This is a genomic window from Sediminibacterium sp. FW305-C-49, assembly GCF_058231085.1.
Genome location: NZ_JBIQXS010000001.1, coordinates 1,042,798 through 1,057,167, shown reverse-complemented (window position 1 = coordinate 1,057,167; position 14,370 = coordinate 1,042,798). Strand labels below are relative to the sequence as shown.

The 14,370-nt window shown below is 40.8% G+C and carries 11 protein-coding genes; 8 read left to right on the top strand and 3 right to left on the bottom strand.

All coding sequences use genetic code 11. The features are described 5' to 3' along the window. The first annotated feature begins 23 nt into the window (after positions 1-23). Both ACH3Z1_RS04390 and ACH3Z1_RS04385 read left to right on the top strand, forming a co-directional pair. A complete protein-coding gene (locus tag ACH3Z1_RS04390) occupies positions 24-1,286 on the top strand; it encodes a YaiO family outer membrane beta-barrel protein (RefSeq protein WP_490820640.1) in 1,263 nt (420 codons plus the stop codon). Beyond that, on the top strand, positions 1,268-2,464 hold the full coding sequence (locus ACH3Z1_RS04385) for a hypothetical protein (RefSeq protein WP_490820639.1): 1,197 nt from the start codon (positions 1,268-1,270) through the stop codon (positions 2,462-2,464). Before ACH3Z1_RS04390 ends, ACH3Z1_RS04385 begins: the two co-directional genes overlap by 19 nt. Here ACH3Z1_RS04385 and ACH3Z1_RS04380 read toward each other — a convergent pair whose 3' ends face one another. Together ACH3Z1_RS04380 and ACH3Z1_RS04375 are read right to left on the bottom strand one after the other, a co-directional pair. Next, the gene (locus tag ACH3Z1_RS04380; RefSeq protein WP_490820638.1) at positions 2,465-6,040 is read right to left on the bottom strand and encodes a sulfatase-like hydrolase/transferase; all 3,576 of its coding nucleotides are present in this window, start codon (positions 6,038-6,040) and stop codon (positions 2,465-2,467) included. After that, a complete protein-coding gene (locus tag ACH3Z1_RS04375; protein WP_490820637.1) occupies positions 6,037-7,170 on the bottom strand; it encodes a HEAT repeat domain-containing protein in 1,134 nt (377 codons plus the stop codon). The genes ACH3Z1_RS04380 and ACH3Z1_RS04375 overlap by 4 nt, the downstream gene beginning before the upstream one ends. A gap of 186 nt (positions 7,171-7,356) precedes the next feature. On the opposite strand from ACH3Z1_RS04375, the gene ACH3Z1_RS04370 reads away from it, so the two are divergent. The 6 genes from ACH3Z1_RS04370 to ACH3Z1_RS04345 all read left to right on the top strand — a co-directional run bounded on the left by ACH3Z1_RS04370 (position 7,357) and on the right by ACH3Z1_RS04345 (position 13,386). Beyond that, positions 7,357-8,430, top strand: a complete 1,074-nt coding sequence (locus tag ACH3Z1_RS04370) for an iron-containing alcohol dehydrogenase family protein (RefSeq protein ID WP_490820636.1) — start codon at positions 7,357-7,359, stop codon at positions 8,428-8,430. Between the two features lie 74 nt (positions 8,431-8,504). After that, positions 8,505-8,807 (top strand): hypothetical protein, encoded by a 303-nt coding sequence (locus ACH3Z1_RS04365; RefSeq protein ID WP_490820635.1) that lies wholly within the window; start codon positions 8,505-8,507, stop codon positions 8,805-8,807. A 46-nt stretch (positions 8,808-8,853) separates the two neighbouring features. Beyond that, the gene (locus ACH3Z1_RS04360; protein WP_490820634.1) at positions 8,854-11,004 is read left to right on the top strand and encodes a TonB-dependent receptor; all 2,151 of its coding nucleotides are present in this window, start codon (positions 8,854-8,856) and stop codon (positions 11,002-11,004) included. A gap of 144 nt (positions 11,005-11,148) precedes the next feature. Continuing rightward, the gene (locus ACH3Z1_RS04355) at positions 11,149-12,387 is read left to right on the top strand and encodes a DEAD/DEAH box helicase (protein ID WP_490820633.1); all 1,239 of its coding nucleotides are present in this window, start codon (positions 11,149-11,151) and stop codon (positions 12,385-12,387) included. Positions 12,388-12,400: 13 nt separating this feature from the next. Continuing rightward, positions 12,401-12,847, top strand: a complete 447-nt coding sequence (locus ACH3Z1_RS04350; protein ID WP_490820632.1) for a DMT family transporter — start codon at positions 12,401-12,403, stop codon at positions 12,845-12,847. A 65-nt stretch (positions 12,848-12,912) separates the two neighbouring features. Further along, positions 12,913-13,386, top strand: coding sequence for a hypothetical protein (locus ACH3Z1_RS04345; RefSeq protein WP_490820631.1), 474 nt, complete (start codon positions 12,913-12,915; stop codon positions 13,384-13,386). Positions 13,387-13,474: 88 nt separating this feature from the next. Here the strand turns inward: ACH3Z1_RS04345 and ACH3Z1_RS04340 are convergent, their stop codons facing one another. After that, positions 13,475-14,287: a M57 family metalloprotease gene (locus ACH3Z1_RS04340; protein ID WP_490820630.1), complete on the bottom strand. Its 813-nt coding sequence runs from the start codon at positions 14,285-14,287 to the stop codon at positions 13,475-13,477. Positions 14,288-14,370 lie beyond the last annotated feature (83 nt).

Genomic DNA, 14,370 nt, shown 5'->3' with positions numbered 1-14,370 from the left:
ATACATAACTTAGTAAGCACGTTATGCGCCTACCAACACTCTTTACATACTGCTGTTTTATCTTCACGATGTTTACTGCTGTTACAGCAACAGCTCAGCTTGATACTTCGAGTTCAGATGGTTTACTGCAGGCTGCAAAAACAGCTGCATTTGATGAAGACAATTATCCCAAAGCAAAAGCCTACCTCTACAAAGCCATCGCGAAAAGCCCAAACTATGCCGACCTGCGTGTTTTTCTCGGGAGGATTTATACCTGGACCAAAAACTATGACAGTGCCCGTATCTGTTTCGAGGAAGTACTGAAACAAACACCGGGTTATGAAGATGCCTGTATGGCCTATGCCGATATGACATACTGGAACGATGAGTATAAAAAATCATTGGCTGTATCGGAAGAGGGGCTTAACCATCATCCAAAATCGGAAGGGTTGCTTTTGAGAAAAGCAAGAGCATTAAATATCATGCGCAGGTTCCAGGAGGCAGATAAAACTGTTCAGGAACTGGTCAAACTGAATAAGAACAATACAGAAGCACGTGCACTGGCCAACCGTATCAGGGAAAATGCTACCAAGAATAAAATTGGCGTGAGTTATGACTTTGTAACTTTTGATAAACAATTTGCTGACCCATGGCATCTGGTGAGTGTAGATTATGGCCGTACAACTGGTATTGGTTCTATTACGGGAAGGGTTACCTATGCCAACCGTTTTAAAACAGATGGTTACCAGTATGAGCTGGAAGCATATCCACGTATATCCAATACATTTTATAGTTATGTAGGATTAGGATACTCAGATCAGGTAGGTGTGTTTCCGCAGTGGAGGGGTGGTTTCTCCCTCTATGCCAACCTTCCCAAAAGTTATGAAGCTGAACTGGGAGTACGTTACCTGAAATTTTCGGGTGATCCTACCTGGGTGTATACCGGTTATATTGGTAAGTACTATAAAAGCTGGCTCTTTGGTGCAAGAACTTATATTACACCGAGTACATTTACCAGTACCGTTTCATCTTCTTACAATGTTTCTGCACGTTACTATTATGCGAGTGCAGATGATATGATAGGCTTTAATGTGGGTTACGGTATTTCCCCAGATGACAGGTTTAATGCCATTCAGCTTAATGGCAATACAAAACTTATTTCCTACAAGGCCGGTATAGTATTCAGAAAAAAAGTAGCACGATTTAATGTATTTACCATTGATGGAAGCTGGTTCAACCAGGAATACCTGCCCAAAACCATCGGTAATCAATATCAATTCAGTGTTGCATGGCTCAGAAGATTCTAGGACAAAAGTCCAACCGCGTTAAATTATCCTGGAGAGGATTTCTGGCTCTTGCAATATTCCTGTTTCCTTTCTGGATGCTGCTGGTATGGTTTTTTACACCCAACCGGAAACTACTGATTGCGATTGTAGACAAAACAGTGATTGAGCATCCCGGACAGGAACACCTCTCTCTGCATTGGGTATTGAACCAGGAAAAATTCACCAAAAATAATAATGATCGCTACGATCCCAATATCGATTATTTTGGATTCTTTCCGCTGGACAATGAAAAATACAAATTAAATGGACTGGAACGTTTTGACTCGGCCCAGCTCAACGACCTGAGTAACCGGGCCGACGCAGCATACATTACAGATGCTTATGGTGTTTTCAAGAATGAGTGGTTTAAAGTGGGTAATGAACAGGATCGCTCCGGCATTGTATATGGAGGCATGAGTAAGCAAGATCTTTATTTGCTGCAGAAAATGAAAGAAAAAAAGAAACTGATCATTACAGAGTTCAATTCTATAGGGTCGCCAACCGATTCGTCTATTCGGAACCAGTTCCAGCAGATGTTTAATATTACCTGGTCGGGATGGATCGGCAGGTATTTTGAATCCTTTGATACAACGGTGAACAAAGAATTACCTGCATGGCTTATCCGAAATTATAAACGTACACACAACAATGAATGGCCATTCAAGAACAGCGGAGTTGCTTTTATTCATGCAGCCAACGACCAGGTAGTGATCCTGGAGAATCAAACCCATTTAAACAATGAGTTGCCCTATATCTACACTTTTACTGAAGGAAAAGAACATTATGGCATGCCAGATAAAATAAAATATTCATTCTGGTTTGATATCATCAGTGTAAATGAAAAAACAAATGAAGTGTTATCAGAATTTGTGATCGATGCAAATGCTGATGGGACACGTGAACTGGCAAAGTATAATATTCCTTCCCGTTTCCCGGCCATTACTGCGCATGTAGACGATGATTACCGCTTTTTTTATTTCTCGGCCGATTTCTGTGATAACCCTGTATCACTTACTTCATCCTATTTTAAAGGGGTAGGTTTTTTCAAATGGATGATGTACACCAGAGGAGAGCCATTGGAAAGAAAAAGTTTTTTCTGGAAACTTTATCGACCATTGGTTACAACTATCCTGAATGATTACTATGATAAACAAAACTAACTAGTACCTGCCATATTGTTTAATCAGGCTATCAGGCAATAACCGACCACTTATTATAAAATCCTGGTTTTTCTTTTTAAACCTGTTGAAGGAAGATTTGAGCGAAAACTTTTTCTCGGGTGCATTTTCAGGCTCCAGGTCCATATTCGGCATAATCTTAAATACGTTGTCTGCATTTAACATATAATCGCCACGCACAAAATCAATTAATTCAGGTTTGGTTTGCTTAAGTGGAATAGCATGAATATTCCTGAAATTTTTTGCTGTATCTATTCCTGTTCCAACCCAGGCATTCATATCGGGCATATGCATGCCATAACTGTATTTTAGCCAGGCAGCTAAAGTAGGTGCAATATCGAAATGACTGGAAACAGACGAAAACTTCTGTGCCTGTTTGAGTAGTGGGGAATAAATTAAAAAAGGTACATGATACCGATCAAGTTTGGTACTCATGGGAATTTCAGGCATACGGTGATCACCGGTAATCAGGAAAACCGTATTGGAAAAATCGGGTCTTTGTCTGTATGCATTGATGAATTGCTGGATAGCTTGATCAGCATATAAAATACTTGCATACTGCTTACTGTAATTGCGGTAATTCTTTTTCTGCTCCTGTGAAAATTTCAGTTCATTCATCCTTTGTTCAAAGCGGTTAATATATGCAGCTTCGTTGTTGATAAGGAATGGACTGTGGGTAGCTACAGTGAGTATGACTTTTAAAGAAGGTGCAGATGTATCATTATTGGTAAGCGCATATTTGAACAGGGAGGCATCATCATAACCCCAGCTAAAGCCGGAAGAGGAAGCGGGAAGTTTCTGGTATCCACTACGGGGGAAAGTTTTCTCATCATACACCTGGTCTATACCAGACTTTTTCAGAAACTGGGTCATATTATCGAAGGAGGCATCGCCACCATAGTAAAAAGAGGTTTTATAACCATTTCTACTGAGCAGACTCGCGAGAGAAATGTGTTTTGGCATTTCATCGCCCAACTCATTAAATCCGGTTGGGCCAAAAGGTAAAGAGCCCAATATAGATGGTAATACGCTAAAAGTTCTACCGCTGGTGCTTAAAAAATTCTCCCAGTACAAACTCTTTAGGGATAAGGAATCAAGAAAAGGCGTAAAACTTCCCAGGTAAGCATTTTCATTGGTAAAAGCACGACCCAGACCTTCTACCAGCACAATCACAATATTGGGTGGAACAGAATCAGGTGCAGTAAAGAAAGGAGCCAGTACATTTTTTGTACTGTCTGACCTATGTAAGAATGGATAGTTGGTTTTATCGATCAGTTTGTTTTCATAAACAGCATTGGCAAAAAAATCTTCTCTGTAAATATCTTCCTCTTCGGGTGATGGAAAAAAATGGTTATATGATGCTTTGTAAAAGAAATACGATTTGTTCAAAGAAAGATTATTACTGAATTCATGACCCGGCATCATGTTGCCAGTCACCTTAGTAAGATCTCGGATGCCGCCCGTTACAACCATCAATATAAAAAACACCACCAGTCCATCATTGGGTAATAAGCGGTGGGGTATTTTAATAAGCGCAAAAACAAATAAGCAGGCTGCAACAACAAGTAAAGCAATACTAATCATGTTCAGTCCACCGGAAGCACCTACCGTTTGCTGAATATCTGTCCATGAGTAAATCCAGAGATCTGCGCCGAGTGGTACAAGTGAGGTTACAAAGTATTGTGATAAAACAATCTGTATCAATGTCAGCAATGTTCCAAAAACAATAAAACTCACATGTGCAGTCTTCTTACCAATTAAAAATAAAAGGGTAAATGGAATATAGCCCCAGAGTGTAATGAGTGTTGCAAATGCTACATCTTTCGCCAGACCATATAAAATAATTTTATCGAGGTATTGTGGTTTGCCGTGTTCAAAATAATCAATACCCAATTCTATACCACGTGCCACAAACAATAATAAAAGTAACACCAGCATGTGCCCTACATAGTACCGGAACGATTCAAATAATACATCCGGTACTTTTGTAATAAGGGGTGCAATCTTTCTTTTGTAAAAAGATTCTTTTTGTACCGGTGCTGTTTCTTCGATTACAGGTTCTGGTACAACAACGGGTTCTGGTACAATAACAACCGGTGCAGTATCGATCAGTACTGGCGCCATTTCTGCAGGTTTTTGTGCAAAACCCTGTCTCGTCATTTCACCCCAGCTTTTTTTCTTTCTGATATAATCGATATAGCCTTTAATGGCACTCCATACCACAAAGGGATGAAAATAAAATGGCTCGGTTAAAGCCGTAAGCATGAGTATAAGAATATCCGTTCGTCGCTTATACTGGTTGTAGGTAATAACTTCCATTAAAATAGCAAAAGCCGAATAGAGATAACCAAAGGATACAATAAATAGCAGGTAGGAAAAGAAGAAACCCCAGTCGAGTAAACCAAATGCTGCAAAAATAAAAAAGCACACAAAGCCAAAGAACTCAATCACAGGTGCGCACATTTCAAAGAAAAACCAGTAAGGATAGCTCAGCATACCCAACAAACCATACTTGGGGTTGAAGAACATTTTTTTATGAAACTTCAATGTTTCAATGGTTCCTCTGGTCCATCGGTTTCTTTGCCGGCCAAGAATATTAAAAGAATTCGGCGCTTCTGTCCAGCAAAGCGGGTCGGGAATATAGGTTACACGATACTTCTCACCCCTTTCTTCCATATACCTTCGCATTCTCACTACGAGTTCCATGTCTTCCCCAACAGTTGAATGATCATAACCTCCACACTTGATGGCAATCTCTTTATCAAAAGCGCCAAAAGCACCCGAAATAAGCATTAGGCCATTCAGCCTGCTCCAGGCCATCCTGCCCAGTATGAATGCGCGGATATATTCCAGTATCTGCATTCTTGGTAGATAATCGGTGGCCAGTTTTACTTTTACCAGCTTGCCGTCTTCAATGATACAGGAGTTGGCAATACGAACTACGCCACCTGAAGCAATCACTTTCTCTTCTGTTTGTTCGAGAAAAGGTTTTACCATTTTCAGGAGCGCATCCTGCTCCAGAATACAATCCACATCAATACAAACCAGGTATTTATTGGAGGAAATGTTGATACCCACATTGAGGGCATCTGCTTTGCCACCGTTTACTTTATCAACTACCAGTAGTTTGTGGAATATAGGATTGCGACTTTTATAGACACCTCTTACTTCTTTTGTTTTTATTTTATAGTCAACAAAATAATCGATCTTCTCAAGGTCATAAGCCGTGATCATTTTTTGCAGACAGTCATCCTTACTTCCGTCGTTGATCACAATTAATTCGAGGTTTACATAATAGATCGATAATAATGACCTGATATTTTCTACAATGGTCATGCCCTCATTATAAGCAGGCGCAAGAATGGTTACAGAAGGGGCATGAACAGAAGAAGCGAGGATACGGTAATCGGTAAAACTGTTTTTATGAACATATTTACGCGTTTCGCCGATAGAGAATATGGCAATAGCGATATAAGACAATAAGAGAAAGGTGGAATAAATAAATATTCCGTAGGTGAGAATGTCGAAGATGATATCAATCACTAAGTTCCAGTTCATTTTACAGTTTTAACATGCCTGAGAATCCTTTCGAAGGGTTCGGGTTCCTGTGCTGCTCTTTTTTCGAGTATGGTTAACCCGTTTGTACAGTTATTGGCTAATACGATAGCTGCTTTCAGTTTGATAATATTGTCAGGTGCATCTAGTAGTCTTTCGAGGAATGGAGCCTGTTCATCTGAAGCCATGGTTGCCAGGTTGTCTAGTATATGTACCTGGTTGTCGAAATTTTCTTTGGAGAAATATCCCGTCAATATAAAAGGTGTTTGTTCATCGGCCAAAGTGATCAGTGTTTTTATAGCTCTGGTACGAACTGCATCTGAAGGATGAACAAGACAGTTCATAATAGCATCCTTCACCGCGTATTGTTGGTATTCAGCTGCAAGCCGCAGCGCAAATACAACAACAGTATCATTCTTCGACTGAAACCATTTCGGTAAACGGTCGGATAGATCTTCTTTCTTGCCAAACAACCTCAATTGTTCCAGTAGTTTAATCTGTTGCCAGAGGGTGAGTGGATAAGATATTACATCAAGAAAACGAAGCCCGTTAAAGCCTGTCATATAAATAATGGCGATCTGTGCTTCAGAGCGAACAAAGTCATTTTTACTGTTGGTTTCACGGTAAATTTTTGTGAGCAGGTTTTTCTGATCCATCAGGTATAGTTCCTGTATACCCCTGGCCTGCAGGTACCATTTTCGTTTGTTACGCATTTTTGCGAGCGAATCTTCGCGGAGACCAAGCTGGTTGTATAAGGCAACAATGTTTTCGGCAACAATACCGGAAAAATTCTTTTTACAATTGGTAAGTTCATCAATGGCAACCTGCCGTGCTTTCGGATCCTCCAGTAGCCGATAGAACTTTTTGGGGATTTCTATTCCTTCCACAGATTCTTCCAGGATAATATGGCTGATCCATACTTCTATATTGTTCCTGATACGTTCAGTATAGAAATACATTCGCTTTTTGGCAAGCAGTTGTGCATACACAAGTATAACAATCAGTAAAATACAGATACCCATGATCTGCACACCCGTTAAAAGATTTTCGGGACTCATAAAAGTCAGAAAATCTTTCCCAATCGTACTATTCAGGAACTGACCGGTGAACATTTGTTGTAAAATGACTGTCATGAAATGAACCCCAAAACTTTAAACAGTAAAATACGTCAATCCTGTAAAAGGAAAGAAAAAACCCGCAAATATCTGCCAACTTGCCTATTGTCACTAGTCTCTTGTGGCCTTACTCTCTGTCTTTCATTTTTTTGAAGTAAATCCTTCTAAGTATGTTTGCAGTATTCTTTATTTAAAACAGTTGTCATGAGTTTCCGGAATTTTAAAATGGTCGACTATGTGGTATTCGGTCGTGGTGCATTTAACCAGTTGGATGAAATACTGGCACCCAGGAGAAAAGGCGATGCACCCATGATTTTTCTGGTGGATCATTTTTTTGAAGGAAAGCCTTTGGCAGAAAGGGTTCCACTTCGTGGTAAAGACCAGGTAATTTTTGCGGATGTAACCTATGAACCCAAGACGACGCAGGTAGATGCGCTGGCCAACAGCTTGAAAGAACAATTCGGAACCGTAAGTGGTATTATTGGTATTGGGGGTGGATCTACGATGGATCTTGCCAAAGCTGTGTCGCTTATGATGACCAATCCCGGCTCATCAGCCGATTACCAGGGATGGGATCTCGTGAAATTTCCCGGTGTATATAAAGCAGGTATTCCCACACTCAGTGGAACCGGTGCCGAGGTAAGCAGAACAACCGTATTAACAGGCCCTACCCGTAAACTGGGTATGAACAGCGATTTTACACCGTTCGATCAGATTGTACTGGACCCGGAGTTAACCAAAGACGCACCGGTAAACCAGCGTTTTTATACCGGGATGGATTGTTATATACACTGTATTGAAAGCCTGGAGGGCACCTACCTGAATGAGTTCAGTAAAAGTTATGGAGAGAAAGCCCTGCAACTGTGTCAGAAAGTATTTGTAGACAAAGATCATTGGGACGATGAAAGCGATGACCAGTTGATGATGGCTTCTTATGCAGGTGGTATGAGTATTGCCTATTCGCAGGTGGGTGTGGCACATGCCGTAAGTTATGGCTTGAGTTATCTGCTGGGAACCAAACATGGTATTGGTAATTGTATTGTAATGAATCACCTGGAAGAATATTATCCGGCCGGCGTAAAAGAATTCAAATACATGGTTGAGAAAAACAAGATCGAAATTCCTGCTGGTATTTGTAAAGGATTAACCGATGAACAGTTCGATACCATGATCAATGTATCCATTGGCATGAAACCACTCTGGGAAAACGCGCTGGGTAAGGACTGGGAAAAAATCATGACAAGAGAAAAATTGAGAAAACTCTACGAAAAATTGTAAATCCATTTACAGGAAAAAACAGGTCATTTGCAATGTCCTACAACCTTTATTGTTGGCGGATTGGTTATCACTACATGAAAAAAACAGTTGCTTTCATATTATTACTCATTACCCTCACGGCAGTATTTACACCCTGTTGTGAATCGGATGAGTGTAATGAAACAATGATGGCAGAAAAAGAACAGCATGATAATGAACAGGGAGAAAACTGTTCTCCATTTGTTACATGTGGTTATTGTTCCGGGTTTACACAACTCAATATCATACAGGAGTTGCCCGTCATATCGCAGGTGATCATTGCGCATTATTCAAAAGATACAGACTGGCTTTCCGCTGCCTACACCGACCAGTTATTACAACCTCCGAAAACTGTTTAAGTTTCTCAGACAGCATTCACTATTTTTTATTCATTTCAACAGCACTATGAAACATATACTTTCATTGTGTATGCTGTTATTTGTATGTACAAGTATACATGCACAGCATACGATTCAATTATCGGTTAAAGACAAACATGAAAAAACTCCATTGGCGGGTGCAACGGTTACGATCCTCCAATTGAAGAAAACCACAGTATCAGATAGTCTGGGAAAGGTGGTATTCAACAATATTCCGGAAGGAAACTATGTGATCAAACTATCTTATGTAGGTATGGAAGACTTGGAAACATCCATCAGTGTACCACAAACCAGTGAAACAATATTGTTTCTGGAAGAAGCCGAAGAACACGAAGAGGAAGTGATAGTAACAGCTACGAGGATCAGCAGAACCATCAGCGATATTCCTACCAGGGTAGAAACCATATCGGGAGAAGAGCTTACCGAAAAAGGGAATATGAAACCGGGTGATATCAGGATGTTGCTGAACGAAAGCACAGGTATACAGACACAGCAAACATCGGCCACTTCTTACAATTCCAGCATCCGTATTCAGGGTCTGGACGGAAGATACACACAGGTGTTAAGAGATGGATTTCCGCTTTATGCCGGCTTTTCGGGGGGATTGAGTTTAATGCAGATAGCGCCACTCGATTTAAGACAGATAGAAGTGATTAAAGGTTCTGCATCTACCTTATATGGTGCAGGAGCCATTGCGGGTCTGGTAAACCTTGTGTCCAAAACACCGGGTGAAAAACGAGAACTCAGTTTTATGGCGAACGGAACAACAGCTGGTGGACTTGATCTCAGCGGTTTTTATAGTCAGCGTTTTGAAAAAACGGGAATTACCGTTTTCGGTTCACGCAATACGGCCATGCCATTCGATCCGGCAAAGTCAGGGCTAACGGCGATTCCAAAATTTGAACGTTATACCATTAACCCCAGGCTGTTTTTTTACGGAGAAAAAACAACAGCCAATATTGGACTCAGCTATATAACCGAAGACAGAACCGGTGGTAGTATGGATTATATTAAAAATGGAACAGCCGGTTATTTTGAACAGAATAATACCGATCGTTTCACTACACAGGGGCAGCTAACACATAGATTGAGTGAAAAAGCACAAGTCAATTTTAAAAACAGTTACAGCCGTTTTAACAGGTTTATTCAAATACCCGGCTATGCTTTTAAAGGTTTACAACAGTCAACATTTTCAGAAGCAACCTATAGTACCAAAACGGAAAAAGCAGACTGGGTGATTGGCGCGAATATGATAACAGACCGGTTCAGCGAAGACAAACAAAGTAGTAATGTGTTGCGTAACTATTCTTACAATACTGCCGGTGTGTTTGTACAGCATAGCTGGACACCCTCTTCGGTCTTTGCCATTGAAACCGGGTTAAGAGGCGATTATATAAAACAATATGGTTTTGAGTTATTACCAAGGATATCAATTATGCTGAAACCCAGTTCCAGCCTGACATTAAGACTGGGCAATGGTCTTGGTTACAAAAACCCGACAGTATTTAATGAAGAGTCGGAGAAAGTACAGTTTCAAAGAATACTGCCCATTAATGAAAACAGTACAGTAAATGAAAGATCGGTGGGTACCAATTTCGATATCAACTACAGAACACATATCGGAGAAGTGTCTGTGGCCATCAACCAGTTGTTTTTTTATACAAGGTTGAATAAACCACTGGTATTAACCGCTAATGGATCGGGCGATCAGGTATTTCAGAATGCAAACGGATACATCGATACAAAAGGTATGGAAACCAATCTCCGTTTCAGTTACAGCGATCTCAAACTCTTTATCGGTTATACCTATGCAGATGTAAACACCCATTATAACAATACAAAAAACTGGTTCCCTTTAACGGCGAGACACCGCCTGAACAATGTGCTGATGTATGAAAAAGAAGAAAAACTAAAAATCGGTCTGGAAGCGTATTTCTTTAGTCCGCAGCAGTTAAGCGACGGAACAAAAGGAAAATCGTACTGGATATTTGGTCTGATGGCAGAAAGATCATGGGAAAGATTCTCTCTTTTTATCAATTTTGAAAACCTTACCGATACCAGGCAGACGAAATTCGGTCCTCTTTATTCGGGTTCCATCAATAATCCTGTGTTTAAGGATATATATGCACCGGTGGATGGTTTTGTAACCAATGGCGGTGTTAAAGTACGACTATAAGACCCATTTCTCCCTCTTCCCACCTGTCTCCTTGCCCCGGATTTAAATCCGGGGCAAGGAGACAGGTGGGAGAGATATGTTTCTTCAAGGCAATTTTTTCATAGTACCTTTACCAGCAACGATTAAATTACTAATTCAACTATTTTGAAGTTTACAGATTTAGGGCTCGATCATAGAATACTGGATGGCATTGATGCAATGGGATATGAAACGGCCACACCGGTACAACAACAGGTGATGGTTCCCATTCTCGAAGGGAAAGACATTATTGCCTCAGCACAAACCGGCACCGGTAAAACGGCCGCCTTCCTGCTTCCACTCATACATCGCTTACTTACAGTACCACATGCGGCCAATGATATTAATGCCATGATCATTGTGCCCACACGTGAGCTGGCCATACAAATTGCCGAGAGTCTGGAAGGATTATCTTATTTCACCGATGTAAGTTCCATCGCCGTGTATGGTGGTGGAGATGGCAATTCATTCAACAGTGAAAAGAAAGCATTAACAACAGGTGTAGATATTGTTGTTTGTACACCGGGCAGAATGATTGCACACCTCAATATGGGGTATGTAAAACTGAAAGGCTTAAAATATCTGGTACTGGATGAGGCAGACCGGATGCTGGACATGGGTTTTAATGATGATATCATGCGCATCATTTCCTTTCTTCCGAAAGAAAGACAGAACCTGCTTTTCTCTGCCACCATGCCACAGAAAATGAGGGAGCTGGCAAGAAAAATTCTGCATGAGCCTGTTGAAATTAATATTGCTATTTCAAAGCCACCAGAGAAAATTGTGCAGAAAGCTTTCATTGTTTATGAAGCACAGAAAGTACCGATCATAAAAGATATGCTGAGTGGGAAGAAATACCAGAATGTAATTGTCTTCTGCTCCAAAAAGCAAAATGTAAAACAGTTAACAGCAGAATTAAAAAGAGCCAAACTTTCGGCGGAAGAAATTCATTCCGATCTCGATCAGCAAAAAAGAGAACAGGTATTACAGGATTTCAGAAACCGCAAACTGAATATCCTGGTGGCCACCGATATTCTCAGCAGGGGTATTGATATTGAAGATATTGATCTCGTCATCAACTATGATGTACCCAATGATGGTGAAGATTATGTACACCGTATCGGCAGAACGGCAAGAGCGGCTAGCACAGGTACAGCATTTACACTGGTGGGTGAAAGAGAGCAAAATAAAATGGCAGCCATAGAATCGCTTTTGGGAGAACCTGTTCCGAAAGGAAATGTTCCGGAAGAATTTGGTGAAACACCCGCCTATGCTCCAAGAGCACCACGCTCAGGCTCATCCAACCGCAGACCCGGTGGCGGCAAAAGATATGGTTCGTCGCGACCTAATCGTAAACCATCCTGACAACAGATTACCGATGAAATACCTTGTTTATATACTGCCTTTAATGGCAGGGTTAACCATCACCACACAAGCAGGTGTAAACAGTCAATTAAAAGTAGCCGTGAACAACCAGTGGGTGGCAGCTTTTATTTCTTTTCTGGTGGGCACCATTGCATTGGCGCTTGTTATTGCCCTCACCCGTCAGCCATTACCCAATACACAGCAATTGCAACAGATCGAATGGTATAAGTTCAGCGGCGGTTTGCTGGGTGCTTTTTTTGTAACTGTTATTATCTATTCGGTACAGCAGATTGGGTCGGCCAATGTATTTGCACTGGTGATTGCCGGTCAGCTTCTTTTTGCCCTGGTTTTTGATCATTTTGGGTTGTTTGGTTTTCGCCAGAGTCCCATCAACTGGCAAAAAATAGTGGGGGTGGTTATGTTGATAGGCGGGGCTTATCTCATCAACCGGAAAGCCTGAGTAATTTATGCTGCAATAAGCAATTTTCTATTTCATAACAGCGTTATAGTGGTAAATAACCTGTTATGGCCTCTTTCAGAAGCTTTGTAGGATCGGAACTGATGTCGTTCAGACAGCATATTGCGGCCCTGCGTAATATGCTGCCACAGAATATCAAGCTGAAACCAACAGAACGCAGGAGCATGTTTAAGCTGAACGATAAGAAGAAAGAGTTTGTTGAGAAAGCTGTTTTGTATATGCGAAAGAACCCAGCCACGGTTCCATCTTATGTGGATGTAAATACCTGTAACAATTATGTGCAGTTATACAAACAGTACAATGAACTTATCAGTGAACTCGATGAAGTAAGAACCAAAATGGAAGATGCCAAATTGTTATTAGGCAATGAAATACTGAAACAGACCCGCGCCTATTTTCATAATTCAAAAAATGCAGCATTGTCTGGCAGTGAACAATTCAACCAGATTTATAAGGAACTGAAACCGCATTATGCAGTAGGAAGAAACAGCAGAAATAAAGACAAAGAACATATAGACTAACCTGTATTACCTATAAATTAAAGGGCTCCCATTATTGGGAGCCCTTTTGCTGTAAATCACTTTTAGGAATAATCAGGCAGGGTATGTATTAATATAAATAGTTCAATGCTGTTTTATCATTGGCATTGAATGGACGGTTAACACCAGAACCTATACAGGCCAGCATCCATGAATTAGGATCTGCTGTAGTGGGTGTACCCGGAATATGAATGGCACCTACCGTAGAAGCACCTTCGTTTACGGCAGAACCGCCACAACTATAAGCACGGTTCATATAATCTGTATGGCGGAAACCAATACAATGCCCCAGTTCATGAGCAAAGATGGTAGCAGCATAGTTGATAAATGTGCTGGAAGTACCTGAGCCGATGGCACGGGTATTTACTTTTACAGAATTGTAAGGGTTGCCATTTGATGTAGGGAATCCGGCAGAAGCCAGATAACTTCCACTGGCGCGATCAAATGTAATGTTGGCACCAGAGCTAACACGTTGTAAAGTAATCTGCAGGTTTTCTGCATTGTAACGACGAACCACTTCATCTAAAACCGGTCCGTAGATAGCAGCATCAATTCTGCTGGTTAATGCAACCGTAATTACACGGGGTAAACCTGTAACCAGGTTAGTGGTTCGGTACTGCTCAACATCGCCTACTCTTAAAATAGTACCATTAAGAGAGCGTTTGAGATCAGCTTCTGGAATGAAGATATCTCCTTCAACTATATAACCTCCTTCTTCAGGAATAATATTAGTAGTGGAGAAACCAAGGGCTTTAACGCTGTTGATGACGTCCTGTGAAACTTCTTGTTTGATTTCCTGCTCAGGACCTACAGCTTTTTGACAGGAAACAGTTGCCATCAGCAATACAATGGCAACCAGTGAAAGGCGCATGTTTTTTCTCATGTGTTTTAGTTTGGATTTTTGCAAAGGATTTACAGCATGAATTGGATTTCATCATGAATATAAGAAATGTAGGAATCAGACAA

Excerpts from the sequence above, each read along its gene's own strand:
- ACH3Z1_RS04390 (WP_490820640.1), top strand. The coding sequence starts at position 24 with ATGCGCCTACCAACACTCTTTACATACTGCTGTTTTATCTTCACGATG.
- ACH3Z1_RS04385 (WP_490820639.1), top strand. The coding sequence starts at position 1,268 with ATGGCTCAGAAGATTCTAGGACAAAAGTCCAACCGCGTTAAATTATCC.
- ACH3Z1_RS04380 (WP_490820638.1), bottom strand. The coding sequence starts at position 6,040 with ATGAACTGGAACTTAGTGATTGATATCATCTTCGACATTCTCACCTAC.
- ACH3Z1_RS04375 (WP_490820637.1), bottom strand. The coding sequence starts at position 7,170 with ATGACAGTCATTTTACAACAAATGTTCACCGGTCAGTTCCTGAATAGT.
- ACH3Z1_RS04370 (WP_490820636.1), top strand. The coding sequence starts at position 7,357 with ATGAGTTTCCGGAATTTTAAAATGGTCGACTATGTGGTATTCGGTCGT.
- ACH3Z1_RS04365 (WP_490820635.1), top strand. The coding sequence starts at position 8,505 with ATGAAAAAAACAGTTGCTTTCATATTATTACTCATTACCCTCACGGCA.
- ACH3Z1_RS04360 (WP_490820634.1), top strand. The coding sequence starts at position 8,854 with ATGAAACATATACTTTCATTGTGTATGCTGTTATTTGTATGTACAAGT.
- ACH3Z1_RS04350 (WP_490820632.1), top strand. The coding sequence starts at position 12,401 with ATGAAATACCTTGTTTATATACTGCCTTTAATGGCAGGGTTAACCATC.
- ACH3Z1_RS04345 (WP_490820631.1), top strand. The coding sequence starts at position 12,913 with ATGGCCTCTTTCAGAAGCTTTGTAGGATCGGAACTGATGTCGTTCAGA.
- ACH3Z1_RS04340 (WP_490820630.1), bottom strand. The coding sequence starts at position 14,287 with ATGAGAAAAAACATGCGCCTTTCACTGGTTGCCATTGTATTGCTGATG.